Origin of the sequence: Streptomyces echinoruber, from assembly GCF_014651135.1 — a bacterium.
In the GTDB taxonomy this organism is placed as follows: Bacteria; Actinomycetota; Actinomycetes; order Streptomycetales; family Streptomycetaceae; genus Streptomyces; species Streptomyces echinoruber.
Genome location: NZ_BMWH01000041.1, coordinates 17,079 through 42,127, shown reverse-complemented (window position 1 = coordinate 42,127; position 25,049 = coordinate 17,079). Strand labels below are relative to the sequence as shown.

At 72.6% G+C, this 25,049-nt stretch carries 23 protein-coding genes and 1 riboswitch; of the genes, 15 read left to right on the top strand and 8 right to left on the bottom strand.

Annotated elements, in window-relative coordinates; genetic code table 11:
- Positions 1–170 precede the first annotated feature (170 nt).
- From clsA to IE225_RS30590, 10 genes are all read left to right on the top strand, one after another.
- Positions 171–779: a cardiolipin synthase ClsA gene (gene clsA / locus IE225_RS30635; protein ID WP_190060916.1), complete on the top strand. Its 609-nt coding sequence runs from the start codon at positions 171–173 to the stop codon at positions 777–779.
- Between the two features lie 114 nt (positions 780–893).
- Complete coding sequence (locus IE225_RS30630; protein ID WP_190060915.1) at positions 894–3,389, top strand: mannose-1-phosphate guanyltransferase; 2,496 nt, start codon at positions 894–896, stop codon at positions 3,387–3,389.
- 98 nt (positions 3,390–3,487) lie between these two features.
- On the top strand, positions 3,488–4,384 hold the full coding sequence (locus IE225_RS30625; RefSeq protein WP_190060914.1) for a DUF881 domain-containing protein: 897 nt from the start codon (positions 3,488–3,490) through the stop codon (positions 4,382–4,384).
- 12 nt (positions 4,385–4,396) lie between these two features.
- Positions 4,397–4,729: a small basic family protein gene (locus IE225_RS30620; protein WP_003977440.1), complete on the top strand. Its 333-nt coding sequence runs from the start codon at positions 4,397–4,399 to the stop codon at positions 4,727–4,729.
- Positions 4,730–4,746: 17 nt separating this feature from the next.
- Positions 4,747–5,844, top strand: coding sequence for a DUF881 domain-containing protein (locus tag IE225_RS30615; RefSeq protein ID WP_373303291.1), 1,098 nt, complete (start codon positions 4,747–4,749; stop codon positions 5,842–5,844).
- A gap of 190 nt (positions 5,845–6,034) precedes the next feature.
- Positions 6,035–6,865 carry a zinc-ribbon and FHA domain-containing protein gene (locus tag IE225_RS30610; protein WP_190060913.1) on the top strand — a complete coding sequence of 277 codons (831 nt, stop codon included), beginning with the start codon at positions 6,035–6,037 and terminating at the stop codon, positions 6,863–6,865.
- A 44-nt stretch (positions 6,866–6,909) separates the two neighbouring features.
- Positions 6,910–7,647 carry a transcriptional regulator FtsR gene (gene ftsR / locus IE225_RS30605; RefSeq protein ID WP_190060912.1) on the top strand — a complete coding sequence of 246 codons (738 nt, stop codon included), beginning with the start codon at positions 6,910–6,912 and terminating at the stop codon, positions 7,645–7,647.
- Between the two features lie 121 nt (positions 7,648–7,768).
- Positions 7,769–8,242, top strand: a complete 474-nt coding sequence (locus IE225_RS30600) for a bifunctional nuclease family protein (protein WP_190060911.1) — start codon at positions 7,769–7,771, stop codon at positions 8,240–8,242.
- A 305-nt stretch (positions 8,243–8,547) separates the two neighbouring features.
- Positions 8,548–9,231 (top strand): MerR family transcriptional regulator, encoded by a 684-nt coding sequence (locus tag IE225_RS30595; RefSeq protein WP_190060910.1) that lies wholly within the window; start codon positions 8,548–8,550, stop codon positions 9,229–9,231.
- An 83-nt stretch (positions 9,232–9,314) separates the two neighbouring features.
- Positions 9,315–10,790, top strand: coding sequence for a DNA polymerase IV (locus IE225_RS30590; RefSeq protein WP_190060909.1), 1,476 nt, complete (start codon positions 9,315–9,317; stop codon positions 10,788–10,790).
- Between the two features lie 181 nt (positions 10,791–10,971).
- Here the strand turns inward: IE225_RS30590 and IE225_RS30585 are convergent, their stop codons facing one another.
- Positions 10,972–11,343: a PRC-barrel domain-containing protein gene (locus tag IE225_RS30585; RefSeq protein WP_190060908.1), complete on the bottom strand. Its 372-nt coding sequence runs from the start codon at positions 11,341–11,343 to the stop codon at positions 10,972–10,974.
- A gap of 139 nt (positions 11,344–11,482) precedes the next feature.
- Positions 11,483–11,577: riboswitch (glycine riboswitch) on the top strand.
- A gap of 177 nt (positions 11,578–11,754) precedes the next feature.
- On the opposite strand from IE225_RS30585, the gene gcvP reads away from it, so the two are divergent.
- Positions 11,755–14,640 (top strand): aminomethyl-transferring glycine dehydrogenase, encoded by a 2,886-nt coding sequence (gcvP, locus tag IE225_RS30580; RefSeq protein ID WP_190060907.1) that lies wholly within the window; start codon positions 11,755–11,757, stop codon positions 14,638–14,640.
- 114 nt (positions 14,641–14,754) lie between these two features.
- On the opposite strand, the gene IE225_RS30575 is transcribed toward gcvP, so the two are convergent.
- The 4 genes from IE225_RS30575 to IE225_RS30560 all read right to left on the bottom strand — a co-directional run bounded on the left by IE225_RS30575 (position 14,755) and on the right by IE225_RS30560 (position 18,470).
- Positions 14,755–15,834, bottom strand: coding sequence for an ABC transporter ATP-binding protein (locus IE225_RS30575; protein ID WP_190060906.1), 1,080 nt, complete (start codon positions 15,832–15,834; stop codon positions 14,755–14,757).
- Positions 15,835–15,952: 118 nt separating this feature from the next.
- The gene (modB, locus tag IE225_RS30570; RefSeq protein ID WP_190060905.1) at positions 15,953–16,807 is read right to left on the bottom strand and encodes a molybdate ABC transporter permease subunit; all 855 of its coding nucleotides are present in this window, start codon (positions 16,805–16,807) and stop codon (positions 15,953–15,955) included.
- A complete protein-coding gene (modA, locus tag IE225_RS30565) occupies positions 16,804–17,664 on the bottom strand; it encodes a molybdate ABC transporter substrate-binding protein (RefSeq protein WP_190060904.1) in 861 nt (286 codons plus the stop codon). The genes modB and modA overlap by 4 nt, the downstream gene beginning before the upstream one ends.
- A gap of 410 nt (positions 17,665–18,074) precedes the next feature.
- A complete protein-coding gene (locus tag IE225_RS30560) occupies positions 18,075–18,470 on the bottom strand; it encodes a TOBE domain-containing protein (protein WP_190060903.1) in 396 nt (131 codons plus the stop codon).
- Between the two features lie 105 nt (positions 18,471–18,575).
- Between IE225_RS30560 and IE225_RS30555 the strand changes: the two genes are divergently transcribed.
- A complete protein-coding gene (locus IE225_RS30555) occupies positions 18,576–19,178 on the top strand; it encodes a DUF1707 SHOCT-like domain-containing protein (RefSeq protein ID WP_373303290.1) in 603 nt (200 codons plus the stop codon).
- 341 nt (positions 19,179–19,519) lie between these two features.
- Positions 19,520–19,678, top strand: coding sequence for a beta-xylosidase family glycoside hydrolase (locus IE225_RS30550; RefSeq protein WP_190060901.1), 159 nt, complete (start codon positions 19,520–19,522; stop codon positions 19,676–19,678).
- A gap of 206 nt (positions 19,679–19,884) precedes the next feature.
- Here IE225_RS30550 and IE225_RS30545 read toward each other — a convergent pair whose 3' ends face one another.
- Complete coding sequence (locus IE225_RS30545; RefSeq protein ID WP_190060900.1) at positions 19,885–20,091, bottom strand: DUF5999 family protein; 207 nt, start codon at positions 20,089–20,091, stop codon at positions 19,885–19,887.
- Positions 20,092–20,396: 305 nt separating this feature from the next.
- Positions 20,397–20,981, bottom strand: a complete 585-nt coding sequence (locus IE225_RS30540) for a hypothetical protein (protein WP_190060899.1) — start codon at positions 20,979–20,981, stop codon at positions 20,397–20,399.
- A gap of 561 nt (positions 20,982–21,542) precedes the next feature.
- Here IE225_RS30540 and IE225_RS30535 point away from each other — a divergent pair.
- Both IE225_RS30535 and IE225_RS30530 read left to right on the top strand, forming a co-directional pair.
- Positions 21,543–23,060 (top strand): glutamate-cysteine ligase family protein, encoded by a 1,518-nt coding sequence (locus tag IE225_RS30535; RefSeq protein WP_190060898.1) that lies wholly within the window; start codon positions 21,543–21,545, stop codon positions 23,058–23,060.
- A 195-nt stretch (positions 23,061–23,255) separates the two neighbouring features.
- Positions 23,256–24,056, top strand: a complete 801-nt coding sequence (locus IE225_RS30530) for a CPBP family intramembrane glutamic endopeptidase (protein ID WP_190060897.1) — start codon at positions 23,256–23,258, stop codon at positions 24,054–24,056.
- Positions 24,057–24,222: 166 nt separating this feature from the next.
- Here the strand turns inward: IE225_RS30530 and IE225_RS30525 are convergent, their stop codons facing one another.
- On the bottom strand, positions 24,223–25,032 hold the full coding sequence (locus tag IE225_RS30525; RefSeq protein WP_190060896.1) for a PhzF family phenazine biosynthesis protein: 810 nt from the start codon (positions 25,030–25,032) through the stop codon (positions 24,223–24,225).
- Positions 25,033–25,049 lie beyond the last annotated feature (17 nt).

Here is a 25,049-nt window from a genome sequence, read left to right as displayed (position 1 = left end):
CTTACAGCGCCGATGGTACTGCAGGGGGGACCCTGTGGGAGAGTAGGACGCCGCCGAACAATTATTGAGAGCTCCGGCTCTCGGGTGTGTACGCCCGAGAGCCGGAGCTTTTTTGCGTTGAGGTAAGGTCAGTGAGCATCGTTGGCACGTTTCCCACAGGAGGCCCCCGGGTGGAGGTCCAGGAGACCCGGATCCAGACGGACCGGGTCCTCACGATCCCGAACATCCTGAGCATGGCCCGGCTCGTCGGCGTGCCCCTCTTCCTGTGGCTGATCCTCAGGCCGGAGTTCGGAGGCCCGAAGAGCGACGGCTGGGCACTGCTGGTGCTGGCGTTGAGCGGGATCAGCGACTATCTGGACGGAAAGCTCGCACGGCGCTGGAACCAGATCAGCAGCCTCGGCCGGCTCCTCGATCCCGCGGCCGACCGGCTGTACGTGCTGTCGACATTGGTGGGCCTCACCTGGCGTGAGATCCTGCCGCTCTGGTTGACCGCCGTACTACTGGCGCGGGAGCTGGTCCTGCTGGTGATGGTGGGCGTCCTGCGGCGGCACGGCTACCCGCCGCCGCAGGTGAACTTCCTCGGGAAGGCGGCAACCTTCAACCTGATGTATGCCTTCCCGCTGCTTCTGCTCAGTGACGGAAGCGGTTGGATCCCGTCACTCGCTGCTATTTTCGGATGGGCGTTCGCCGGATGGGGTACAACGCTCTATTGGTGGGCAGGAGTCCTCTACGTGGTGCAAGTCCGCCGCTTGGTCCGTGCGGACGCCATGGCCGACTGAGCTCCCTGATTGGCTCGCCGCATTGGCTCGATGGCCCGTTTGACGAAACCGCGGGACAATCTGGACGGGGGAAGTCGGCTAGACAGTCGTCTCTTGGAGGAGGACGCTTCCGACATGAAGGCCGTCGTGATGGCCGGCGGCGAAGGAACACGCCTTCGCCCCATGACCTCGAGTATGCCCAAGCCGCTCCTGCCGGTGGTGAACCGCCCGATCATGGAGCACGTGCTGCGGCTGCTCAAAAGGCATGGGCTCAACGAAACCGTCGTGACTGTCCAGTTCCTGGCCTCGTTGGTCAAGAACTACTTCGGTGACGGCGAAGAGCTCGGCATGGAGCTCACCTATGCCAACGAGGAGAAGCCCCTCGGCACCGCCGGAAGCGTCAAGAACGCCGAAGAGGCGCTCAAGGACGACGCGTTCCTCGTGATCTCCGGTGACGCCCTGACCGATTTCGACCTGACCGAGCTGATCAATTTCCACAAGGAAAAGGGTGCTCTGGTCACGGTCTGCCTCACGCGTGTGCCCAACCCACTGGAATTCGGCATCACCATCGTCGACGACGAGGGTCGGGTCGAGCGCTTCCTGGAGAAGCCGACCTGGGGCCAGGTGTTCTCGGACACCGTGAACACCGGCATCTACGTCATGGAGCCCGAGGTCTTCGACTACGTCGAGCCCGACGTTCCGGTCGACTGGTCCGGCGACGTCTTCCCGCAGCTGATGAAGGAGGGCAAGCCGATCTACGGCTATGTCGCCGAGGGCTACTGGGAGGACGTCGGCACGCACGAGAGCTACGTCAAGGCCCAGGCCGACGTCCTCGAGGGCAAGGTCGACGTCGAGATCGACGGCTTCGAGATCTCGCCGGGAGTCTGGGTCGCCGAGGGTGCCGAGGTGCACCCCGACGCCATTCTGCGCGGGCCGGTCTACATCGGTGACTACGCCAAGGTGGAGGCCGGCGCCGAGATCCGCGAGCACACCGTCATCGGCTCGAACGTCGTCGTCAAGAGCGGCGCCTTCCTGCACAAGGCCGTCGTCCACGACAACGTCTACGTCGGGCAGCACAGCAACCTGCGGGGCTGCGTCGTCGGCAAGAACACCGACATCATGCGCGCCGCGCGGATCGAGGACGGCGCCGTCATCGGTGACGAGTGCCTCATCGGTGAAGAATCGATCGTTCAGGGCAATGTGCGGGTCTACCCGTTCAAGACGATCGAGGCCGGTGCCTTCGTCAACACGTCGGTCATCTGGGAGTCCCGGGGGCAGGCGCACCTCTTCGGCGCCCGCGGGGTCTCCGGCATCCTCAACGTCGAGATCACGCCGGAGCTGGCCGTGCGGCTGGCCGGCGCCTACGCGACGACGCTGAAGAAGGGCGCGACCGTCACCACGGCCCGTGACCACTCCCGCGGCGCCCGGGCGCTGAAGCGGGCGGTCATCTCCGCCCTGCAGGCCAGCGCCATCGACGTACGCGACCTGGAGAACGTGCCGCTGCCCGTGGCGCGGCAGCAGACCGCGCGGGGCAGCGCCGGCGGCATCATGATCCGGACGACGCCCGGGGTGCCGGACTCGGTCGACATCATGTTCTTCGACAGCCAGGGCGCCGACCTGTCGCAGGCCAGCCAGCGCAAGCTGGACCGGGTGTTCGCGCGCCAGGAGTACCGGCGGGCGTTCCCCGGAGAGATCGGTGACCTGCACTTCCCGGCCAGCGTCTTCGACTCGTACACCGGGTCGCTGCTGCGCAACGTCGACACGACCGGTATCGCCGAGTCGGGGCTGAAGGTCGTCGTGGACGCCTCGAACGGCAGCGCCGGTCTCGTGCTGCCCAGCCTGCTCGGCAAGCTCGGGGTGGACTCGCTGACCATCAACCCCGGTCTGGACGAGTCCCGGCCGACCGAGACGGCCGAGATGCGGCGGGCCGGCCTGACCCGGCTCGGCGAGATCGTGGCGTCCTCCGGAGCGGCGTTCGGCGTGCGGTTCGACCCGGTCGGCGAGCGGCTGTCGCTGGTGGACGAGAAGGGCCGCATCATCGAGGACGACCGGGCGCTGCTGGTGATGCTCGACCTGGTCGCCGCCGAGCGGCGCAGCGGCCGGGTGGCGCTTCCGGTGACGACCACCAGAATCGCCGAGCAGGTCGCCGCGTACCACGGCACGCAGGTCGAGTGGACGACGACCTCGCCGGACGACCTGACCCGTGTCGGCCGCCAGGAGGGCACGATCTTCGGCGGTGACGGCAAGGGCGGGTTCATCGTCCCCGAGTTCAGCAGCGTCTACGACGGCACCGCGGCGTTCGTACGGCTGATCGGACTGGTGGCGCGGACGCAGCTCACCCTCAGCCAGATCGACGCGCGGATCCCGCGGGCGCACGTCCTCAAGCGGGATCTGGCCACGCCGTGGGCGGTCAAGGGCCTGGTCATGCGCCGGGTCGTGGAGGCGGCCGGAGACCGCCACGTCGACACCACGGACGGGGTGCGGGTCGTGGAGACCGACGGCCGCTGGGTGATGGTGCTGCCCGACCCGGCCGAGGCGGTCACGCACCTGTGGGCGGAGGGCCCCGACGACGCCTCCGCGCAGGCCCTGCTCGACGAGTGGTCGGCCGTGGTGGACAGCGCCGGCCGGTAAAGCGGTAGGACACGCGCGTGCCGGACAAGTGTTCCCCAAGGGGGCCTGTCCGGCACGTCGGTGGGGCCATTCGGAGGTAGCGGCAGCGACGTGCGACGATGTGCGGCATGCCGCAGCAGCCCCCCGTTCGGAGCACCACCGTGCGCGTGTCGCGCCCGGACGCGTCCATGTCGCTGCTCACCAACGTCATGGACCACAGCCTCGACGACGGCTATGCCGAGGCCGCGGCCCGCAAGGAGGCCGCCGGAACCGCCGGCATGCCGAAGACCGTGAAGGCGAAACTGTCGCTCGCCGCCGGCCTGGTGCTGGCGGCGCTCGTCGTGACCGTCGGGGCGGCCCAGGCACGCGTGGCCGCCCCGACCGTCGCCAAGGAGCGGCAGGAACTCCTCGACCGCATCGACCGCGAGACGGCGCAGGCCGACCGGCTCGAGCAGAGCGTGGACGAACTGCGCGACGAAGTCGGCGCCCGCCAGCGCGAGGCGCTGAAGAGCGGCGGCAGCGGCCGGGCCGAGCTGGTGGGCCTGCTCGCGGGCGCCACCGAGGTGCGCGGTCCCGGGGTCAGGCTCGTCGTGAACGACGCCAAGGAGGCCACCGGCGGCGGTGACGGCGACCCGCGGGAGACGTCCGGGTTCTCCGACACCGGGCGGGTGCGGGACCGCGACATGCAGCGCGTCGTCAACGGCCTGTGGGCCTCCGGCGCCGAGGCCGTCGCCATCAACGGGCAGCGGCTGACGTCCCTGTCCGCGATCAGGGCCGCCGGTGACGCGATACTGGTCGACAACAAGCCGCTGGTACCGCCGTACACGGTGCTGGCGGTGGGGGACGGCAAGCGGCTGAGCACCCGGTTCCAGGACAGCGCGGACGGGCTCTACCTGCACGCCCTGCAGGACAACTACGGAATCCGCACCAGCATCTCCGTGGAGAGCGACCTCAGGCTGCCCGCCGCACCCAGTGTGATCGTACGTACAGCACAGCCGAACACCGAGAAAAACTGAGAAGGGCACATCGTGATCGCCGTACTGGGCCTCGTCGTGGGAGTCGTGGCCGGCCTGTTGGTCCGGCCCGAGGTTCCGGCGGCCGTCGAGCCCTACCTGCCGATCGCCGTGGTGGCGGCACTGGACGCCGTCTTCGGCGGTCTGCGGGCCATGCTCGACGGCATCTTCGACGACAAGGTCTTCGTGGTGTCGTTCCTGTCGAACGTGGTCGTCGCCGCGCTGATCGTGTTCCTGGGCGACAAGTTGGGTGTCGGCGCCCAGCTCTCCACCGGAGTCGTGGTCGTCCTGGGCATCCGGATCTTCTCCAACGCCGCGGCGATCCGGCGGCACGTGTTCCGGGCGTGAGGCGGCGTGAGGCAGGGATGAACAACCAGAGCGAACCCCGGGAGAACCCGCGGGAAGAACGGCGGGAGAACCTGCGAGAAGAACGGCGGGAGAACCCGCCGAGCGGGCGGCGGGAGAGCCCGCGGGCCGAACGCCCGGACGACTCGCAGGCCGAACGCCCGGAGAACTCGCAGGCCGAGCGCCCGGAAAGGCCGCGGGGCGGGCGTCCGGAGAGCCTGCTGCGCCGCGAACTGCCCGAGGAGGTCCCCGTGGCCGCGGCGCCCTCCGACACCGTTGCGGTGGCCCGGGAAGCCAATGCGACGGGTGAGGCGGCAGATGCCGCCAGGACTCCCGGGGCGGAGACCGAGCAGCCCGGAACGAAGAGCGAGTCCGGGACGGGGGCCGAACCGGCGCTGACCGGCCGGCAGCGGCTGGTGCAAGGACTGTGGCCGCCGCGCATCACCCGCCCCCAACTCATCTTCGCCGTACTGCTCTTCGGCCTCGGCTTCGGGCTGGCCATCCAGGTCGCGTCCACCAGCTCGGCCGACAGCGCTCTGCGCGGTGCGCGCCAGGAGGATCTCGTGCGGATCCTCGATGAACTGGACGACCGCACTCAGCGTCTTGAGGACGAGAGGCAGGGGCTCGAAAAGCAGCGCCAGGAGCTGCAGAACAGCTCCGACCAGGCCGCGGAGGCCCGCAAGCAGACGGTCGAGAAGGAGAGGCAACTCGGCATTCTGGCGGGCACGGTGGCGGCGCAGGGACCCGGCATCACCATGACCATCGAAGACACGAAGGGGACGGTCGAGGCGGACATGCTGCTCGACGCGATCCAGGAGCTGCGTGCGGCCGGCGCCGAGGCGATCCAGGTCAACGGCGTACGGGTCGTCGCCAGCACCTATCTGACGGACGTCGGCAAGAGTGTGGACGTCGACGGGAACAAGATCAAAGCGCCCTATCGTTTCAAGGTCATCGGCAAGCCGCAGGACCTCGAGCCGGCGCTCAACATCCCCGGAGGCGTGGTGCAGACACTCGAGAAGGAGCAGGCCACCGTGACCGTCGAGCGGTCTGACAAGATCGTCGTGGACGCCTTGCGGGCGGCGAAGCGGCCTGACTACGCTCGGTTGTCCTCGCAGTGAACAGGGAGTGCATGGGGGTCGTCCGGCAGGGGCAAGAGGTTGCGGGGGGTCGGCGCACCGAAGAGGTGGTGCGTGGTGGAAACTGTCTGGTGGCTACGGACGTTGTCAGGATGTCCGGGTCGGCCGGTGTGATCAGTCAGGGTTCGTCCTGCCCCACGGGCGGGTCTGTTTCGGTCAAGGGGAATCGCCCGTGAAGTTGTTTGCGAAGTTGTTCGGCAAGAGCGCGCGAGAGGGCAGCGACAACGCCACCGCCCGTCATCGCGCACAGCCCGGCGCGGAGGGCCGGCGTCCGCTGTTCCGGGACCAGGTCGCTGGTCCGGGCGGTGACGTTTCAGGGGGCCAGGGCGCGCCGTCGGTTGACCCTGCCCAAGCCGGAGGCATAGGTTTCGGACAGCCGTCAACCTCGAGTGCGGGTGGAGAGTTTGCCGCCGGCCCGTACCCGTCCAACGCCCCCGCGGGGCAGCCGCGGCAGGAGGAACCGTCCATGTCGGCCCTGGTGTGTACGAGGTGCGGTCACCGCAACGCGGAGAACAGCCGCTTCTGCTCCAACTGCGGTGCCCCGCTGCGCGCCGGAGCCACGCCGGAGCGCCCCTCGGAGACGACGTCCACGATCTCCATCTCGGGTCTGGAGGCCTACGACGCCGAGGCCACCGGTCAGACCCCGCTGCCGACGCTCTCGCCGGAGGCGCAGGCGGCCGTCGACGCCCTGCCGGCCGGCTCGGCCCTGCTGGTGGTGCGCCGCGGCCCGAACGCGGGCAGCCGCTTCCTGCTGGACGGCGACCTGACCACGGCCGGGCGCCACCCGCAGAGCGACATCTTCCTCGACGACGTGACGGTCTCCCGGCGCCACGTGGAGTTCCGCCGCGCCCCGGACGGCACGTTCACGGTGGCCGACGTGGGCAGCCTGAACGGCACGTACGTCAACCGGGAGCGGATCGACGAGGTCGCCCTGCACAACGGCGACGAGGTGCAGATCGGCAAGTACCGGCTGGTCTTCTACACCAGTCGGCAGGGCATCTGACCCTCCCCCGGACTCCGGTCCGGGGAATCCCCCAGGGAAGGTCCATGCTGCGAACACCGAGCGGCGGTGCCGGGGACGGCACCGCCGCCACGGACAGTGGGCTGATGAGCATCGGCACGGTGCTGAACGTGCTGCGCGAGGAGTTCCCCGAGGTCACCATCTCCAAGATCCGCTTCCTGGAGTCGGAGGGGCTCGTCGAACCGCGGCGGACCCCCTCGGGATACCGCAAGTTCAGCGCCGAGGACGTCGAGCGCCTCGGCCACGTCCTGAGGATGCAGCGGGACCACTACCTGCCGTTGAAGGTGATCCGCGAGTACCTGGACGCCATGGAGCGCGGTGAGCCGGTGCAGCTGCCCGCGCTGGGCCGGCAGCGCTCCGGGGAACCGGCCGCCGACCCTCCCGAGGGGCCCTCGAGGGCCCGGATCGGCCGGGCCGAGCTGCTCGCCGCCGCCGGCATCGACGAGCAGGAGCTGAAGGAGTGGGAGTCGTACGGGCTCGTCACTCCGCTGGAGGAGGGCGTCTACGACGCCGAGGCCGCCACCGTCGCCTCGCTCGTCGCCGAGCTGGGCCGGTTCGGGATCGAGCCGCGGCACCTGCGGATGATGAAGGCGGCCGCCGAGCGCGAGGCCGGGCTCATCGACCAGGTCGTCGCCCCGCTCAAGCGCCACCGCAATCCGCAGACCAGGGCCCACGCCCAGGCCCGGACCAAGGAGCTCGCCGCGCTCACCGTCAAACTGCACGCGGCCCTGGTCCAGACGGCGCTCGGCGTGCGGCTGCCCTGAGCGGCGCCACCCGGCGGGGCACCGCGCCGGAGTGCGGACCCGCCGCGGCCCGGACGGCGGATCCGCCGCCCGACGGCTGCCCGACTACCCAAACGTCCCGGACACGGCCTAGGGTTGCTGTGTGAACGAGCTCGATGTCGTAGGTGTCCGGGTCGAAATGCCCTCCAACCAGCCGATCGTGCTCCTGCGTGAAGTGGGGGGCGATCGCTACCTCCCGATCTGGATCGGACCGGGGGAGGCGACGGCCATCGCCTTCGCCCAGCAGGGCATGACCCCCGCACGACCGCTGACCCATGACCTGTTCAAGGACGTGCTGGAGGCCGTCGGCCAGGAGCTCACCGAAGTACGCATCACCGACCTGCGGGAAGGCGTCTTCTACGCGGAGCTGGTCTTCGCCAGCGGAGTCGAGGTGAGTGCCCGCCCGTCCGACGCCATAGCGCTGGCCCTGCGCACCGGGACGCCGATCTACGGCAGCGAGACGGTGCTGGACGACGCCGGTATCGCCATCCCGGACGAGCAGGAGGACGAGGTGGAGAAGTTCCGCGAGTTCCTCGACCAGATCTCGCCGGAGGACTTCGGCACCAGCAACCAGTGAGGACGGCCGGCCGCCCCTTCAGGACGGCGTTCCCCGCGCCGCCCTTCAGGACGGCGTTCCCCGCGCCGTGAGGGCCGCTCGGCGGCCCGGTACGAGGGCCGGCACGAGTCCGGAAGGCATGTCCCGGGGCGCAGGAAGGCGCCCTGCGGCTCCCCGCGCAAGCATTCGGCTAGCCTTTCCCCGCGGTGGGGTACGGGAAACCACTCTTAGGGTGATTATCACTCGGCGTGCCGAGTGTGGCGATCGTTGACGCACCCCTGGTGACTGCCTACCGTCGAGAAGGCAGGTCAAGGACGGAGGTCGGCGTGGGAAGCAGCGGCGACGGCAGGGCCGGGAGCGCCCCCGGACGCAGTCTCGTGAGCAGCGGTCCGTATCCTCCCGCAGGCTCCCGGCTGCGCCCGAGCAGGGGATACGCCCCGCACGGCAGCGCGGCCGGTCACGCTCCGCAGCGACCCACGGCCGTGCCGGACAGCAAAGGGGCGGCGTCGATGGCGTCCGAGCAGATCGGCTATCGCGGACCGACCGCCTGCGCGGCCGCCGGCATCACCTATCGGCAACTCGACTACTGGGCCCGCACCGGCCTGGTCGAGCCGAGCGTGCGGCCCGCCTACGGCTCCGGCACGCAGCGCCTGTACAGCTTCCGGGACGTCGTCGTCCTGAAGATCGTGAAGCGGTTCCTGGACACCGGGGTCTCGCTGCAGAACATCCGCACCGCCGTGCAGCACCTCAGGGAACGCGGTTTCCGCGACCTGGAGCGGCTGACCTTGATGAGCGACGGCGCGACGGTCTACGAGTGCACCTCGCCGGACGAGGTGCACGCCCTGCTCCAGGGCGGTCAGGGCATCTTCGGAATCGCCGTGGGCGTCGTGTGGCGGGACGTCGAGAACGCGCTGTCGCAGCTGCACGGCGAGCGCGTCGACACCGGGGAGACCCTCGTCGGGCACCATCCCGCGGACGAGCTGGCGCGGCGGCGCAACCGGGCCGTGTGAGCCGGCCGCGCCGACCGGTGCGAGCGGGGGCGTTGGCAGTGGCGGCCGGGACGTTGTCAGTGGCGTAGGGCAGCATCGAAGGCGTGAGAACCGCGCCCACGATTTTGCATCTCGACATGGACGCCTTCTACGCCTCGGCGGAGCAGGCGGCCAAACCGAGCCTGCGCGGGAAGGCCGTCGTCGTGGGCGGACTCGGGCCGCGCGGCGTGGTCGCCACCGCCTCCTACGAGGCCCGGGTGTTCGGGGTCCACTCGGCGATGCCGATGTCCCAGGCCCGCCGGCTGGCGCCGCACGCCGCGTACCTGGTGCCGCGATTCGGCTTCTACCGGGCGATCAGCGAGCAGGTCATGGGGCTGCTGCGGGAGCTGTCGCCGCTGGTGGAGCCGCTCAGTCTGGACGAGGCGTTCGTGGATCTGGAGGCCGGGGGAGCAGCCTGGGACGAGGAGTCGGCGCGGCTGGTGGGCGCGAAGCTGCGCGCGGACATCCGGGCCGTCACCGGGCTCACCGGCTCGGTCGGGCTCGCCGCCTCCAAGATGCTCGCCAAGATCGCCTCCGAGCAGGCCAAGCCGGACGGGCTGGTCGTCATCGAGCCGGGCACCGAGCGGGCGCTGCTCGGCCCGATGCCGGTCCGCACGCTGCCGGGCGTGGGCCCGGCCACCGGCGACCACCTGCGGCGGGCCGGGATCACCACCGTCGACGAGCTCGTCGAGGCGGGCGAGGACGAGCTCGTACGGCTGCTGGGCAAGGCGCACGGGCACGCGCTGTACGCCATGGCCCTGGCGCGAGACGAGCGGCCCGTGGTCGCCGAGCGGGAGGCGAAGTCGGTGTCCGTGGAGGACACCTACGACGTGGACCTCCACGACCGGATCCGGATCGGGGTGGAGGTGCGGCGGCTGGCCGACCGCTGCGTGCGGCGGCTGCGGGAGGCCGGGCTGTCCGGCCGGACCATCGTGCTGAAGGTGCGCCGGTACGACTTCTCCACGCTCACCCGGTCCGAGACCCTGCGCGGGCCCACCGACGACCCGGCCGTCGTGCGGGAGGCGGCCGCCCGGCTGCTCGACTCGGTCGACACCACCGGCGGGGTGCGGCTGCTGGGCGTGGGCGTCAGCGGGCTGGCCGACTACACGCAGGAGGACCTGTTCGCGCAGGCGGCGGGGGAGCGCACGGAGGAGGACGGGCGGGAGGACCCGGCCGAGGCGGCGCAGGAGGGGGAGCGTGGGCCCGCCGAGCGCCGCTGGCTCGCGGGACACGACGTCCGGCACGCCGAGTACGGGCACGGATGGGTCCAGGGCAGCGGGCTGGGGCGGGTCACCGTGCGGTTCGAGACGCCGGACTCGCGGCCGGGGCGGGTGCGCACGTTCCGGATCGACGACCCGGACCTGGAACCCGCGGAGCCGTTGCCGCTGGTACCGCCGGCGCCGCACGGATCCGGGGAGAGCGGGACGACCGGGGCGGAGGAAGGCGGGACGGCCGGACCGGCCCGCCCCGCGGGTCCGGTGGGCGGCGCGTGGCCCGTCGCCGCCGGAGCGGGGGACGGGGAAGGGGACGGGCGCCGATGACGAGGCCAGTGTCCCCGCGCCGCGCCGTCGGAGCCGGCCCGCGCGGGCGGAGGGAAGACAGGACCGCCCGCCACTCTCACGGGCGATCGGCGCAAGTCCGGGCCATTTGCCACCTTCGCGGGATGACCGGCGGAGGTCCGGGCCGTCCGGTGCTCTCGGGGGTGGCGGTGGCCCGGTGCCCTCAGGGCTCGTCCTTGCCCGCCAGGGTGCCGAAGTCCCGGTCGGGGGCCGGGGACGGCGGGGCGGCGTCGAGGCCGTAGTGGTGGTAGAGCTGGAGCTCCTGCTCGGGGGAGAGGTGGCGGCCGACGCCGAGGTCGGGGGCGTCCTTGACGAGGGCGCGGTCGAACGGGACGCGCAGGACGCCGTCGACCAGCTCGCTGGGTTCCAGGGGGACGAAGGCGTCCCGGGAGAACAGGCCGGTGCGTATGGCGGCCCACTCCGGTACGCCGGTGGCGTCGTCGAGGTAGACCTCGTCCACCGTGCCGATCTTGACGCCGTTGCGGTCGAAGGCCTTGCGGCCGATCAGGCTGCGCGGATCGATGTCGGTCTGCACGGGCCCACCTCCTGGTCGCATCCTGCTTGGTCGCACCTCAGCCGTGAGAGCTACTAAGCACTACGAAAGAGCACAATCCGGGAGGCGGCCACTCGAGGTTCCGGGAGTGGTGCCCGCTGGTAGGCTGGCAAACGGCTGCAGACCCCGTGCGGGAGAGTCCCCCGGCACCGCCGGAGGCGCCGAAGGAGCAAACCCTCCCCGGAATCTCTCAGGCCCACGTACCGCACGGGTGAGGTCACTCTGGAAAGCAGAGCGGGTGCCGGCGGCTCCCGCTCTCACCGACGGTGAAAGCCGGGATCCGCGCAGCGGCCCGGTGAAGCTCTCAGGTCCGGATGACAGAGGGGGAGGCCCTCGGGGTACCCGCTCCGTGGTGCCCTTCGCAGGTCGCGTCAGACCAGGAGGCCTCCGCCCATGACCGCCCGTCGCACACCGCTCTGTGAGCTCGAACAGGGCACGCCCTTCGAACAGCGGCACATCGGCCCCGACCACGAGGCCCGGGCCAAGATGCTCGCGCACGTCGGCTACGGCTCACTGGACGAGCTCACGGCCGCCGCGGTGCCGGACGCCATCAAGAGCGCCGACGCGCTCGACCTGCCGGGCGCCCGCACCGAGGCCGAGGTGCTGGCCGAGCTGCGCTCGCTCGCCGACCGCAACCAGGTCCTCGACTCCATGATCGGGCTCGGGTACTACGGCACCTTCACGCCGCCCGTCATCCTGCGCAACGTGCTGGAGAACCCGGCCTGGTACACGGCCTACACGCCCTACCAGCCGGAGATCTCCCAGGGACGGCTCGAGGCGCTGCTGAACTTCCAGACCATGGTCGCCGACCTCACCGGCCTGCCCACCTCCGGCGCCTCGCTGCTCGACGAGGGGACGGCCGCGGCCGAGGCGATGGCCCTGTCCCGGCGCGTCGGGAAGAACAAGAAGGGCCTGTTCCTGGTCGACGCGGACGCGCTGCCGCAGACCGTCGCCGTGCTGCGCACCCGCGCCGAACCGACCGGCGTCGAGGTGGTCGTCGCCGACCTCGGCGACGGCATCCCGGCCGAGCTCGCCGAGCGGGAGATCAACGGCGTCCTGCTCCAGTACCCGGGCGCCTCCGGCGCCGTACGCGACCTCAAGCCCGTCATCGACCAGGCGCACGAGCTCGGCGCGCTCGTCACCGTCGCCGCCGACCTGCTCGCGCTCACCCTGCTGAAGTCGCCGGGCGAGCTGGGCGCGGACATCGCGGTCGGCACGACGCAGCGGTTCGGCGTGCCGATGGGCTTCGGCGGGCCGCACGCCGGCTACATGGCGGTGCGCGAGCAGTTCGCGCGCAGCCTGCCCGGCCGGCTCGTGGGCGTCTCCGTCGACGCCGACGGGAACAAGGCCTACCGTCTCGCCCTGCAGACGCGCGAGCAGCACATCCGCCGGGAGAAGGCCACCAGCAACATCTGCACCGCGCAGGTGCTGCTCGCGGTGATGGCCGGCATGTACGCCGTCTACCACGGGCCGGAGGGCCTCAGGACGATCGCGCGGCGCACCCACCGGTACGCCGCGATCCTCGCCGAGGGGCTGCGGGCCGGCGGTGTCGAGGTGGTCCACGGCAGCTTCTTCGACACGGTCACCGCGCGGGTGCCGGGCCGGGCCGCCGAGGTCGTCGCCGCCGCCCGCGACAACGGCGTCAACCTGCGGCTCGTCGACGCCGACCACGTCTCCCTGGCCTGCGACGAGACCACCAGGCGGGCCCACCTGGACGCGGTGTGGTCCGCGTTCGGCGTCGAGGGCGACGTCGAGGTGCTGGACGCGGCCGCGGCGGACGCGCTGCCCGAGCCGCTGCTGCGCGACGACGACTACCTCACCCACCCGGTCTTCCACCAGCACCGCTCCGAGACCGCGATGCTGCGCTACCTGCGCCGCCTCGCCGACCGGGACTACGCGCTGGACCGCGGCATGATCCCGCTGGGCTCGTGCACGATGAAGCTCAACGCGACCACCGAGATGGAGCCGGTCACCTGGCCGGAGTTCGGGCAACTGCACCCCTTCGCGCCCGCCGAGCAGGCGGAGGGCTACCTGACGCTCATCCGCGAGCTGGAGGAGCGCCTCGCCGAGCTCACCGGCTACGACAAGGTGTCGCTGCAGCCCAACGCCGGGTCGCAGGGCGAGCTGGCCGGTCTGCTCGCGGTGCGCGCCTACCACCGGGCCAACGGCGACGAGCAGCGCACCGTCTGCCTCATCCCGTCCTCCGCGCACGGCACCAACGCCGCCAGCGCCGCGATGGCCGGCATGAAGGTCGTCGTGGTGAAGACCGCCGAGGACGGCGAGATCGACGTCGAGGACCTGCGGGCGAAGATCGAGCAGTACCGCGACGAGCTGGCGGTCCTGATGATCACCTATCCGTCGACGCACGGCGTGTTCGAGGCGCACGTCGCCGACATCTGCGCGGCCGTCCACGACGCCGGCGGCCAGGTCTACGTCGACGGCGCCAACCTCAACGCCCTGCTGGGCCTGGCCAAGCCCGGCCACTTCGGCGGCGACGTCTCCCACCTGAACCTGCACAAGACGTTCTGCATCCCGCACGGCGGCGGCGGTCCCGGCGTCGGCCCCGTGGCCGTACGCGCCCACCTGGCGCCGTACCTGCCCAACCATCCGCTGCAGCCCGAGGCCGGCCCCGCCACCGGCGTCGGCCCGATCTCGGCGGCGCCGTGGGGCAGCGCGGGCATCCTGCCGATCTCGTGGGCCTACGTCCGTCTCATGGGCGGCGAGGGCCTGAAGCGGGCCACGCAGGTGGCCGTGCTGTCCGCGAACTACCTCGCCAAGCGGCTGGAGCCGCACTACCCGGTGCTGTACACCGGGCCGGGCGGGCTGGTCGCGCACGAGTGCATCATCGACCTGCGGCCGCTGACCAAGGCGACCGGGGTGACCGTGGACGACGTCGCCAAGCGGCTGATCGACTACGGCTTCCACGCGCCGACGATGTCCTTCCCGGTGGCCGGGACGCTGATGATCGAGCCGACCGAGTCGGAGGACCTGGCGGAGCTGGACCGGTTCTGCGACGCGATGATCGCCATCCGCGCGGAGATCGAGAAGGTCGGCTCGGGGGAGTGGCCCAAGGACGACAACCCGCTGCGCAACGCCCCGCACACCGCGGGCGCGCTCGGCGGGGAGTGGACGCACCCCTACAGCCGTGAGGAGGCCGTCTTCCCGGGCGGTGTCACGGCCGCGGACAAGTACTGGCCGCCGGTGCGCCGCATCGACCAGGCCTTCGGCGACCGCAACCTGGTGTGCTCCTGCCCGCCGCTGGACGCGTACGAGAGCTGACGCGGGGCCGGGCACGGCACGTCGGTGGGGCTCCGTCCGGGCAGGGCGGAGCCCTTCCGCATGTCGGGCCGGCAGACGGGTCGGGCCCGGCGGGGAGGCGGGCCGGGGAGGAGGTCAGGCCGGGTACGCGTGGGTCTGGGTCGCCTTGACGGCCGCCCAGACCGGTGCGCCCGGATGCAGGCCGAGGTCCGCCGCGGCGGCCGTGGTCAGATCGGCGGCGAGCGGGAGTTCGCCGGTGAGGTCGGCGCGGATCTGGTCGCCGTGCGTCTCCAGGCCCGCGACCTCGCAGCGCCACAGGTTGCGGGCGCTGGAGCCGGCGGGCCGCTCCCGGTGGAGGGTGACCGCGCTCGGTGGGAAGGCGACGAAGACCGGGCCGGAGAGGTCCTCGGTGGTGGTGAGGGCGGGCCCGGCGTCGAGCCGTACCGTGTGGCCGTCCGCCTCGCCGCGGTACAGGTTCAGGCCGACGAGCCGGGCGATGTAGTCGGTGCGGGGGCGGCGGGCGATGTCGGCGGGGGTGCCCTCCTGGACGACGCGGCCGTCCTCGACGACGACCAGCCGGTCCGCCAGCACCATCGCGTCCAGCGGGTCGTGCGTGACGAGGACGGCGACCGCCTCGAAGTCCGCCAGGTGACGGCGGAGCTGGGCGCGGACCTCCAGACGGGTGCGGGCGTCCAGCGCGGCGAGCGGCTCGTCCAGGAGCAGCAGCCGGGGGTGCGTGGCCAGGGCCCGGGCGAGCGCGACACGCTGGGCCTGGCCGCCGGAGAGGTGGCGCGGCTTGGCGCCCGCGTGATCGGTGAGGCCCAGGCGGGCCAGCCACTCGGCGGCCAGCGCGCGGGCCGCCGCCCTGCTCGCGCCCCGGCAGCGCGGCCCGAACGCCACATTGTCCAGGGCGGTGAGGTGCGGGAAGAGCAGGTAGTCCTGGAAGACGACGCCGACCGGGCGGGACTGCGGAGGAGTGCGGTCCAGCGACGTGCCGTCCAGCCGCAGGTGACCGCCGGCCTGCGGGACGAGGCCGGCGAGCGCCCGCAGGGCGGTGGTCTTGCCGGCGCCGTTCGGGCCGAGCAGCGCCACGACGTCGCCGGAGGCGGCACGCAGACGGACGTCCAGGCGGAAGCCGCCGCGGTCGACGACGAGGTGCGCGTCGAGGCCCTGGCCGGCGGTGACGCCGGTCCGCGGGGCGGCGAGGTCGGTCATGGGGTGCTCGTCCAGACGTCGTGCGGGCCGGCGGCGCGCGAGGCGGGGCCGGGCGGGGCGGGCTGAGCGCGGCCGGACGTGGCGGGCCCGGGGACCGGCGCGCGTGTCGTCGTAGGGCTCATCGCGTCGTCATCCAGCGGTCCCGCAGCCCGGCCAGGACCGAGATCGAGACGGCCAGCAGGACCAGGCTCAGGGCGATGGCCGCGGCCGGGTCGTTCTGCAGGGCGAGATAGACCGCGAGCGGCATGGTCTGCGTACGGCCGGGGAAGTTGCCGGCGAAGGTGATCGTCGCGCCGAACTCGCCGAGCGCCCGCGCCCAGGCCAGGACGGCGCCGGCCGCGACGCCGGGGGCGATCAGCGGCAGGGTGACCCGGCGGAACGCGGTGAAGCGGGACGCGCCCAGGGTCGTCGCGGCCTCCTCGTAGCGCGGGTCGGCGGCGCGCAGCGTGCCCTCCACGCTGATGACGAGGAACGGCATCGCCACGAACGCCTCGGCGACGACGACTCCCGCGGTGGTGAACGGCAGCGTGACGCCGAACCAGTCGTCCAGCCACCGTCCGGCCACGCCGTTGCGGCCGAGCGCCAGCAGCAGCGCCACACCGCCCACCACCGGCGGCAGGACGAGCGGCAGGGTCACCAGGGCCCGCAGCAGGCCGCGGCCGGGGAAGTCGACGCGGGCCAGCAGCCAGGCCAGCGGCACCCCGAGCACCAGGCTGACGGCGGTGGCGGCGGTCGCGCTGACCAGGGACAGCCGCAGCGCCTGCCACACCTCCGCACTGGTCAGCTGGTCCGGCAGGCTGCGCCAGGGGGTCCGCAGGAGCAGGGCGAGGAGGGGCAGCAGCAGGAAGGCGAGGCCGGCCAGGGCCGGCACCAGCAGCGGCAGGGGCACACCGCGGCCCGGTGCCCGGACCCGGCCGCGCCGCGGCCCGCCCGTGGGGGCGCCGACCGCGGTGGAGGGACGCGGTGCGGTCACGGGGCGAGGAAGCCGGCCCGCGTCAGCACCCCCCGGCCCTCGGCGGACCGCACCAGGGCGATGAAGGCCCGGGCGGCGTCCGGGTTGGGGGCGTTCTTCAGCAGGGCGATCGGGTAGTCGTTGACGGCCCGGGCCGACTCGGGGAAGGTCACGCCCTCCACCTTGCCGCCGGCCGCCTTCACGTCGGTCTTGTAGACGACGGCCGCGTCGGCCTCCTTCAGTTCGACCTTCGTCAGGGCGCTCTTGACGTCCTGCTCGTAGGAGACCGGCGTCACCTTCAGCCCGCCGGCGTCCAGGGCCTTTTGGGCGGCGGCGCCGCACGGCACCGTCTTGGCGCACAGCACGACCTTCAGGCCGGACCGGGTGAGGTCCTTCAGGGAGGAGATGTGGTCGGGGTTGCCCGGCAGGGTGGCGATCTCCAGCCGGTTGCGGACGAAGGTGACGGGCGGACCGGCCGTGTCCTTCTCGCCCGTCACGATCCCCATCGTCTTCGGGGAGGCGGCGGCGAAGACGTCGGCGGGGGCGCCGGCGGTGATGTTCGCGGCGAGGGTGTCGCTGCCGCCGAAGTTGAAGGTGACCTTGGTGCCGGGGTGGTCCTTCTCGAACTCCTTGCCCAGGGTCGTGAAGCTCTCCTTCAGCGAGGCCGCGGCGAAGACGGTCACCGTCCCGGAGAGCCGTTTCGCGCCCGAAGCCGCACTCGCAGCCGTGCCCGATGCCGCGGCCGATCCGGAGGACCGCGGGGCGGACGACGACGCGTCGCCGGAGGAGGAGCAGGCGCTCAGGGCCAGCAGCGCGGCGGCTCCCGCGCCGGCCGCCTGCAGTGTCCGGCCGGTCCGGCGCACGGTACGGGTCGTCACGGGCCACCCCTCCTGTCACGGCCGCGGGCCGGCCGTACGGCGATGATACTGCCGCAGATGCGAGGCGTAGATTCGCTGTCGTACCGCACGAGCCGGTTCGATCATGGAATTCGGGCCGCAGATGCGCTCACGTGAACCGGAGTGGCCTCCCGGGCTGCCCGGAAGCCGGCCCACTTGAGTCGGTCAACTGAAGGGGAGGGGGCCCGTCGTGCCGATCCCGAGCTCCCTTGCCCGGAGGCCGACCCATGTTCCAGGCACGACCCGAGCCCGCCCCCGGCGGAGCGGTCGCCGGACCGGCGGCCGCGGCGGTGCCCGGCCCCGGACCGGCCGCCGGTCCCGTGGAGCAGCCGCGCGCCGGGAACCGACGGACGGCCGAGGGGCCGGTACGGCCAGGGCCGCGGGGCCGCCGCTCAGGTGCGGTCGATGTGGACGTTGGTCGACTTCACCCGGGCGGTGGCCTCCATGCCGACCTCGAGGCCGAGCTCCTCCACGGCCTCCCGGGTCAGCAGCGACACCAGCCGGTGGGGGCCCGCCTGGATCTCCACCTGGGCCGCGACGTCGCCCAGCTTGATCGCGGTGACGATGCCGGGGAAGGCGTTGCGCACCGAGGTGTACGACGGCTCCTCCTCGCCCACCCCGGACCTGGCCAGCTCGACGGAGAAGGCGGCGAGGTCCCGCCCGTCGATGAGCCGGCGGCCGCTGTCGTCGCGGTGGGTCGGGATCCGGCCCGCGTCCGCCCACCGGCGCGCGGTGTCCGGGCTGACGCCGAGCAGCCGCGCGGCCTGGCCGATCGTGTAGGACTGCATGCGCGTCACGATAGGACGCCGCGCCGGGAACTGTGGACGGGGGACCGGTCGTCAGGTATAACGCGATATAACTCAATGACCGGTGGCGGCGAGGAGGGCGACGAGGTGGCGAGGGTGTCTGAGGCGGGGAGTACGGCGGGCCGGCCCGCGGGTGCCGGGGCGGCGCCCGCGCTGCGGGCCTCGGACGCGGACCGGGACCGGGTGGTGGACGTGCTGCGCGTCGCCGCGGGCGAGGGACGGCTCACGGTGGAGGAGCTGGGCGAGCGGGTGGGGGCCGCCCTGTCCGCCCGCACGCTGGGGGAGCTGGCGGGACTGACGGCGGACCTGCCCGAGGACGGCCCGGTGGCCGCGGACGTCGTGCGCATCGAGCAGCGAGGCGGCTCGGCCCGGCGGGACGACGGCTGGGTGGTGCCGCGCCGGATGGAGATCGTGTCCTCCCTGGGCGAGGTGGTGCTCGACTTCACCCGCGCGGTGATCCCGCACCACGCGCTGGAGATCGACCTGGACCTGCGCTTCGGCACGCTGAGACTGCTGACCCGGCCCGGCATCGTGATCGACACCGACGGTCTGGTCGTCGAGTACGGCAAGGTCAGGGTCCGCCCGGCCACCGCCCCCGGCGCGCCCGTCGACCTGCGGATCGCGATACGCGGGGAGCTGGGCTACGGCAAGGTGGTGGCGCGCCCGGCGCGGCGGATCTTCGGCAGGTGACGGGACCGATCGGCTCGGGGCGATCCGGGCGCGGGCGCGCGGATCGGGTCGGTCACGGATCGGGCCGGTCGCGGATCGCGCCCGAGCGAAGATCGCGCCCGAGCGGGGATCGCGCCCGGGCGGGGTCCGCCGGACCGGTCTTGTCCTGCTCCGACCGGCCCCCTGCAGTCCCTCGTGAAGCGCGTCGCCGAGCACCCGGTGCCGGCGGGGCCGCTCGTCCTCGCGGTCGGGATCCGTACCGGCGAGGTGCCGTCGCCCACGGTCACGACTCCGGGCGGGCGCCCGGGCTGCGCGCGGGCGGTCCCGGCACCCTCGCCTTCTCCGTCGAGACCCCGGCGGGGGTGCTGCCGCCGGCCGAACTCGACGGGCGGTACCTGTCCACGCAGGTCGCCACCGGGTTCACGGGGAGGGTGATCGGCCTGTCCGCCACCGAGGGCGGCGCGGCCTTCGACTGGTTCGAGCAGCGGCCGCTGCCGAGGCCCTGCGGGCCGGGATCTTGAGGCCGGGGTCCCGGGACCGGGGCCCTGAGGGCCGGAATCCCGAGACCGGGGTTTTGAGGACCGGGGCCGCCGCGGGCCGCCGCGGCCGGGGAGCGCCGGGCGTCGGCCGACCGGTGGGCCGGCGCGGCCTTCATGGCGTCAGGCGCACACGTGGGGGCCGGCGCGCCGCCGCCGACCCCGTGTGGACGGCACCCGTGACCGGGTGCTCAGGCGGCCGTCACCACCCGGCTGGCGTCCAGCGGACGGTGCGGCGCGATGACCCGGCCGTCCGGCAGGAGCTCACCTGTGTCCTCGAACAGGACGACGCCGTTGCACAGCAGACTCCATCCCTGCTCCGGGTGGTGCGCCACGAGACGGGCGCAGTCCCGGTCGGCGGAGTCGGCTGAGGGGCACGGCGGCTGGTGCTGACACATGGGTGGGATCTTTCGCTTGGTCGTGTTCATGGCTGCCCCCGTGGTGATGCGTCGATACGAACCCCAGTGTTGCCCGCGGCGCGTCGATCCGCAGGCATTTCGCGGTACGGCTTCCTCACAGGTTGATGACGCCCGGCCCGCGCGGACGGTTCAGTGCGACCCCCTGGTCCTTTCGGAGGGTTCGCGATGGCCGAAGCGGGCTGGTCCGGACGGGCGCGGGTACCGCGCGTACCCGGGCGGGCACGCAGACGTACCCCGCCGCCGGGGTGCGGCGGCGGGGTACGCGGCGGTCGCGGGGACGCCGGTCAGGCGGGGGAGCCGAGGAGCCGGATCGGGGGTACCCGGTGGGTGAGCACCGGCAGCAGTTCGGCGACCCGGTAGGGCCGGTGGGCCGCGATGCCGGGCGGGGCCGGGGCCAGGGGCACGAGCAGGTCGGCGGGGGCGGGGTGGCCGGTGCCGCCGTCCGCGGTGCAGTCGCCGTGCAGCCATAGGGTGATCATGTACAGGCCGGGTACGGACAGCAGGCGCGGCTGGTAGGGGTGGGTGAGGGCCTCGGCCTGCTGCAGGGCGCGCTCGGTGGAGGCCACGTAGGGCCCCTCGAAGAAGTGCGAGAACGCCCACCCGTCGGGGGTGAGCATGGTCTCCGCCGCGGCCACCGCGCGGTCGCCGCAGCGGATCAGGAAGCGCCACCCGGCGAGCCGGGTGGCCGGGGCGTCCTTGGCGGGTGCCTGCTCCAGGACGTGCACGGGCAGCGGGAGTTCGGGCGTGGCCGGCCCCTGGGCGGTGCGCAGCGAGGGTGTTCGGGCTTCGCGGACCGCGGTGGGGGAACCGAGTGCCGTGAGGACGGAGCGCAGTGCGGGCGCGGGAGCCGGGGGGACATGCAACGGCATGGTGGGTCGCCTCTCATTCGACAGGCACAGTGGCGCGAGGGCGGGGGCGGACGACGCTGTCAGCTCACAGGAATCGGAACACGAAGCCAGAAAGGCGGAGCCGGGCCGTGGAGGAGGGTGCGGACGAGGCCCGCCGTGCGCGGGAACGGCGGCAGCCGGGACCATGGGCGCCAACCTTCTGCCTTGCACAGAGTTTATACGACAAATGTTCAGACGGTGTTTCGTCTAACTGTTTCCGGTGAGTAGGGCAAGGGGTCATTCGGTCGCGGTTATGCGAAAATGATCCCGGTTCCGCCCTGCTGTTCCCCGGCCTGACCTGCGGCGACGTGTTCCGCGCGGACGGCGCGTTGTCATCGGCGTTTTTCACGAGAGGCACGGGGCATTCGAAACTGCGTCGTGCGGCATGCCTCGTGAATGTGCCTGCGGCGCTCCCGGACCAGCGTAGCGGGTACCCCGGTCGCCGGGGGACGTTATCGATCGCTTCGGCGGGGCATCATCCACCCTGACCCGGGACACCGGCGGCCGGATCGTCCGTCCGCCCAGCCGAGGAGGGACGCTTCCATGGGTGAGAAGGTCGTGGCAGGCTCCTTCGACCTGTCCGATCGCCACCGCTACCGCGACAAGCTCCGGCAGTGCCTGACGGGGCTGGAGCGTCTGCTGGCCGAGGAGCGGTTCGACCGCCCCCAGAATCTGATGGGGCTGGAGATCGAATTGAATCTCGTCGGCTCCGACGGCATGCCGAAAATGCTGAACGCGCAAGTGCTGGAGCGCATAGCGAGCCGCGATTTCCAAACGGAACTCGCCATGTTCAATCTGGAGGTGAACATAGCCCCGCACCGCCTGGGCGGGCGGGTATTCGACCGGCTCGCCGAGGAGCTGCGCACATCGCTGGCGTATGCCGACCGGAAAGCCGGCGAGGTCGACGCCGGCATCGTGATGATCGGCATTCTGCCCACGCTCGACCGCGACGACGTGATCTCCGCCAATCTCTCCGACGTCGACCGCTACACGCTGCTCAACGACCAGATCGTGGCGGCGCGCGGCGAGGACTTCCGCCTCGACATCGAGGGCGTGGAGCACCTGACCTGCACCCACCGGTCGATCGCGCCGGAGGCGGCCTGCACCTCCGTGCAGCTGCACCTGCAGGTCACCCCGGGCCGTTTCGCGGACGTGTGGAACGCGGCCCAGGCCGTCGCCGCCGCCCAGGTGGCCGTCGGCGCCAACTCGCCGTTCCTCTTCGGGCGTGAGCTGTGGCGCGAGTCGCGGCCCCCGCTGTTCCAGCAGGCCACCGACACCCGCCCGCCCGAGTTGCAGGCCCAGGGCGTGCGGCCGCGCACCTGGTTCGGCGAGCGGTGGATCTCCTCGGCCCGCGAGCTGTTCGAGGAGAACCTGCGGTACTTCCCGGCGCTGCTGCCGATCTGCGACGACGAGGACCCCCTGAAGGTGATCGAGGCGGGCGGCGCCCCGAAACTCGCCGAGCTGGTCCTGCACAACGGCACCGTCTACCGCTGGAACCGCCCGGTCTACGACGTCGCCGACGGCGTACCGCACCTGCGCGTGGAGAACCGCGTGCTGCCCGCCGGGCCCACCGTCACCGACGTGCTCGCCAACGCGGCCTTCTACTACGGCCTGGTGCGCGCCCTGGCCGAGGAGGCGCGGCCGGTGTGGACGAGGATGCCGTTCGAGACGGCCGCCGCCAACTTCGACGCGGCCTGCCGGCACGGCATCGACGCCCGCCTGGCCTGGCCCCGGCGCGGCCGCCTGGGCGGGGTGGGCGAGGTGGACGCCGTGACCCTGGTGCGCGACGAGCTGCTGCCGCTGGCCGCCGCCGGCCTGGACGCGTGGGGGGTGGAGCCCGCCGACCGGGACTTCTACCTCGGCGTGATCGAGGAGCGGTGCCGGCGCCGGGTCAACGGCGCGCAGTGGCAGGTCGCCACCTTCCACCGGGCGCTGGAGCGGGGGTTGAGCCGGGAGGCCGCCCTGGCGGCCACGACCCGCCGCTACCGCGAGCTGACGCACCGCGGGGAGCCCGTGCACACCTGGCCCGTGGGGCTGCCGGAGCCGGTGCCCCTGGGCTGACGGGCGCCTTCTCCCGCGCTCGGGGCGCCGCCCGGCCCCGGGCGGCGCCGGTTCGGGGCACGCTTCCCGGGACCCGTCCCGGCCCGTCGCCGTACGGCGTGCGAGGCTGAGTACGCCCGTACGGCACCCCTCCTCGCCCGGCCAGGACGCGAGGACGCGGTCCGGCGGGGCGGGATGGCTCGATGGGAGGCGTGTGTGCAGGCGGAAGCGGGCCCGGTGGCCGACTCTTCTCCGGACGAGCGGCCCTCGCGCCGGACACTGCGGGACGAGACGCTGCTCGTGCTGGCGCTGTCGCTCGGCGCGAGCGCGGTGTCGGCGCTGATCAGCTTCCTCGGTTCGGTGACGAAGCCGGGGGGCCTGAAGGACCAGGCGGCGACGATGAACGCGTCGGCCGCGCCGGGCCGGCCCTGGCTGGACCTGGCCTGGCAGCTGTTCGGGATCGCCACGGCGCTGGTGCCGGTCGCGCTGGTCGCGCACTTCCTGCTGCGGGAGGGCGCGAGCCTGCGCAGCCTCGGCTTCGACCGCACCCGGCCCCGGCCCGACCTCGCCCGCGGCGCCGTGCTGGCCGCGGTGATCGGCAGCACGGGCATCGCCTTCTACCTGGCCGCCCGCGGCGCCGGCGCCAACCTCACCGTGGTGCCGGAGGCACTGCCCGACGTGTGGTGGAAGTACCCGGTGCTGGTGCTGTCGGCGGTGCAGAACGCGGTGCTGGAGGAGGTGATCGTCGTCGGCTACCTGCTGCGCCGGCTCGACCGGCTGGGCTGGACGCCGGGCACGGCACTGGTCGCCAGCTCGGTGCTGCGCGGCTCGTACCACCTCTACCAGGGCATCGGCGGCTTCGTCGGCAACATGGTGATGGGCGTGGTGTTCGTCCTGCTCTACCGGCGCTGGCGCCGGGTCGGCCCGCTGGTGGTCGCGCACTCCTTCCTCGACATCGGGGCGTTCGTCGGGTACGCGCTGCTGGCCGGGAAGGTGGGCTGGCTGCCCACGGCGTGAGCCCCTTCCCGGCCGCCGGAGGTGCGAGTTCCTTCCCGGCCGCCGGAGGCGTGAGTCCCTTCCCGGTCGCCGGAGGTGCGAGTTCCTTCCCGGCCGCCGGAGGCGTGAGTCCTTGGCCGACCACCCGAGGCGTGAGAGTTCCCTTCCCGGTCGTCCGCCGCGCCGCTCAGGCGAGCAGCTCGCCCTCGATCACCGTGACCGCGCGGCCGGCCAGCAGCGTCCTGTCGCCGCGCAGCGCGGTGCGCACCAGGCCGGAGCGGGCGGAGGCCTGCAGACCGGTGAGGTCCGGGCGGCCGAGGCGGTCGGACCAGAAGGGGGCGAGCGCCGTGTGGGCGCTGCCGGTGACCGGGTCCTCGTCGATGCCGACGTTGGGGAAGAAGCAGCGCGAGACGAAGTCGTAGCCGCCGTCCGGGCTTGCGGCGCGGGCGGTGGCGATGATGCCGCGCGCCGAGTGGCGGCCCAGCGCCCGCACGTCGGGGGCGAGGGCGCGGACGGTCTTCTCGTCGGCGAGCTCCACCACCAGGTCGCCGACGGCCGGACCGGTGTCGGCGGCCGCGAGCGGCGTCGCGCCCAGCGCCTCGGCGATCCCGTCGGGGACCTCGACGGGCGTGAGCGGCGCGGTCGGGAAGTCCAGGGTGATCCAGCCGTCCGCGCCGGGCGTGGCGACCAGCACCCCGCTGCGGGTGGCGAAGCGCACCGGGCCCGCGTGGGCGCCGGTGGTGTGCAGCACGTGGGCGGTGGCGAGCGTGGCGTGGCCGCACAGGGCGACCTCGGTGGCCGGGGTGAACCAGCGCAGCGCCCAGTCGGCCTCGCCGCCCTCCGGCAGGCGGTGGGCGAACGCCGTCTCGGCGTGGTTGACCTCCCGGGCGACGTTCTGCAGCCAGTCGTCGTCCGGGTAGGCGTCCAGGAGCAGCACTCCGGCCGGGTTGCCGGAGAAGGGGCGGTCGGTGAAGGCGTCGACGATTCGGATGCGCATGGTCCGACGCTAGGGCC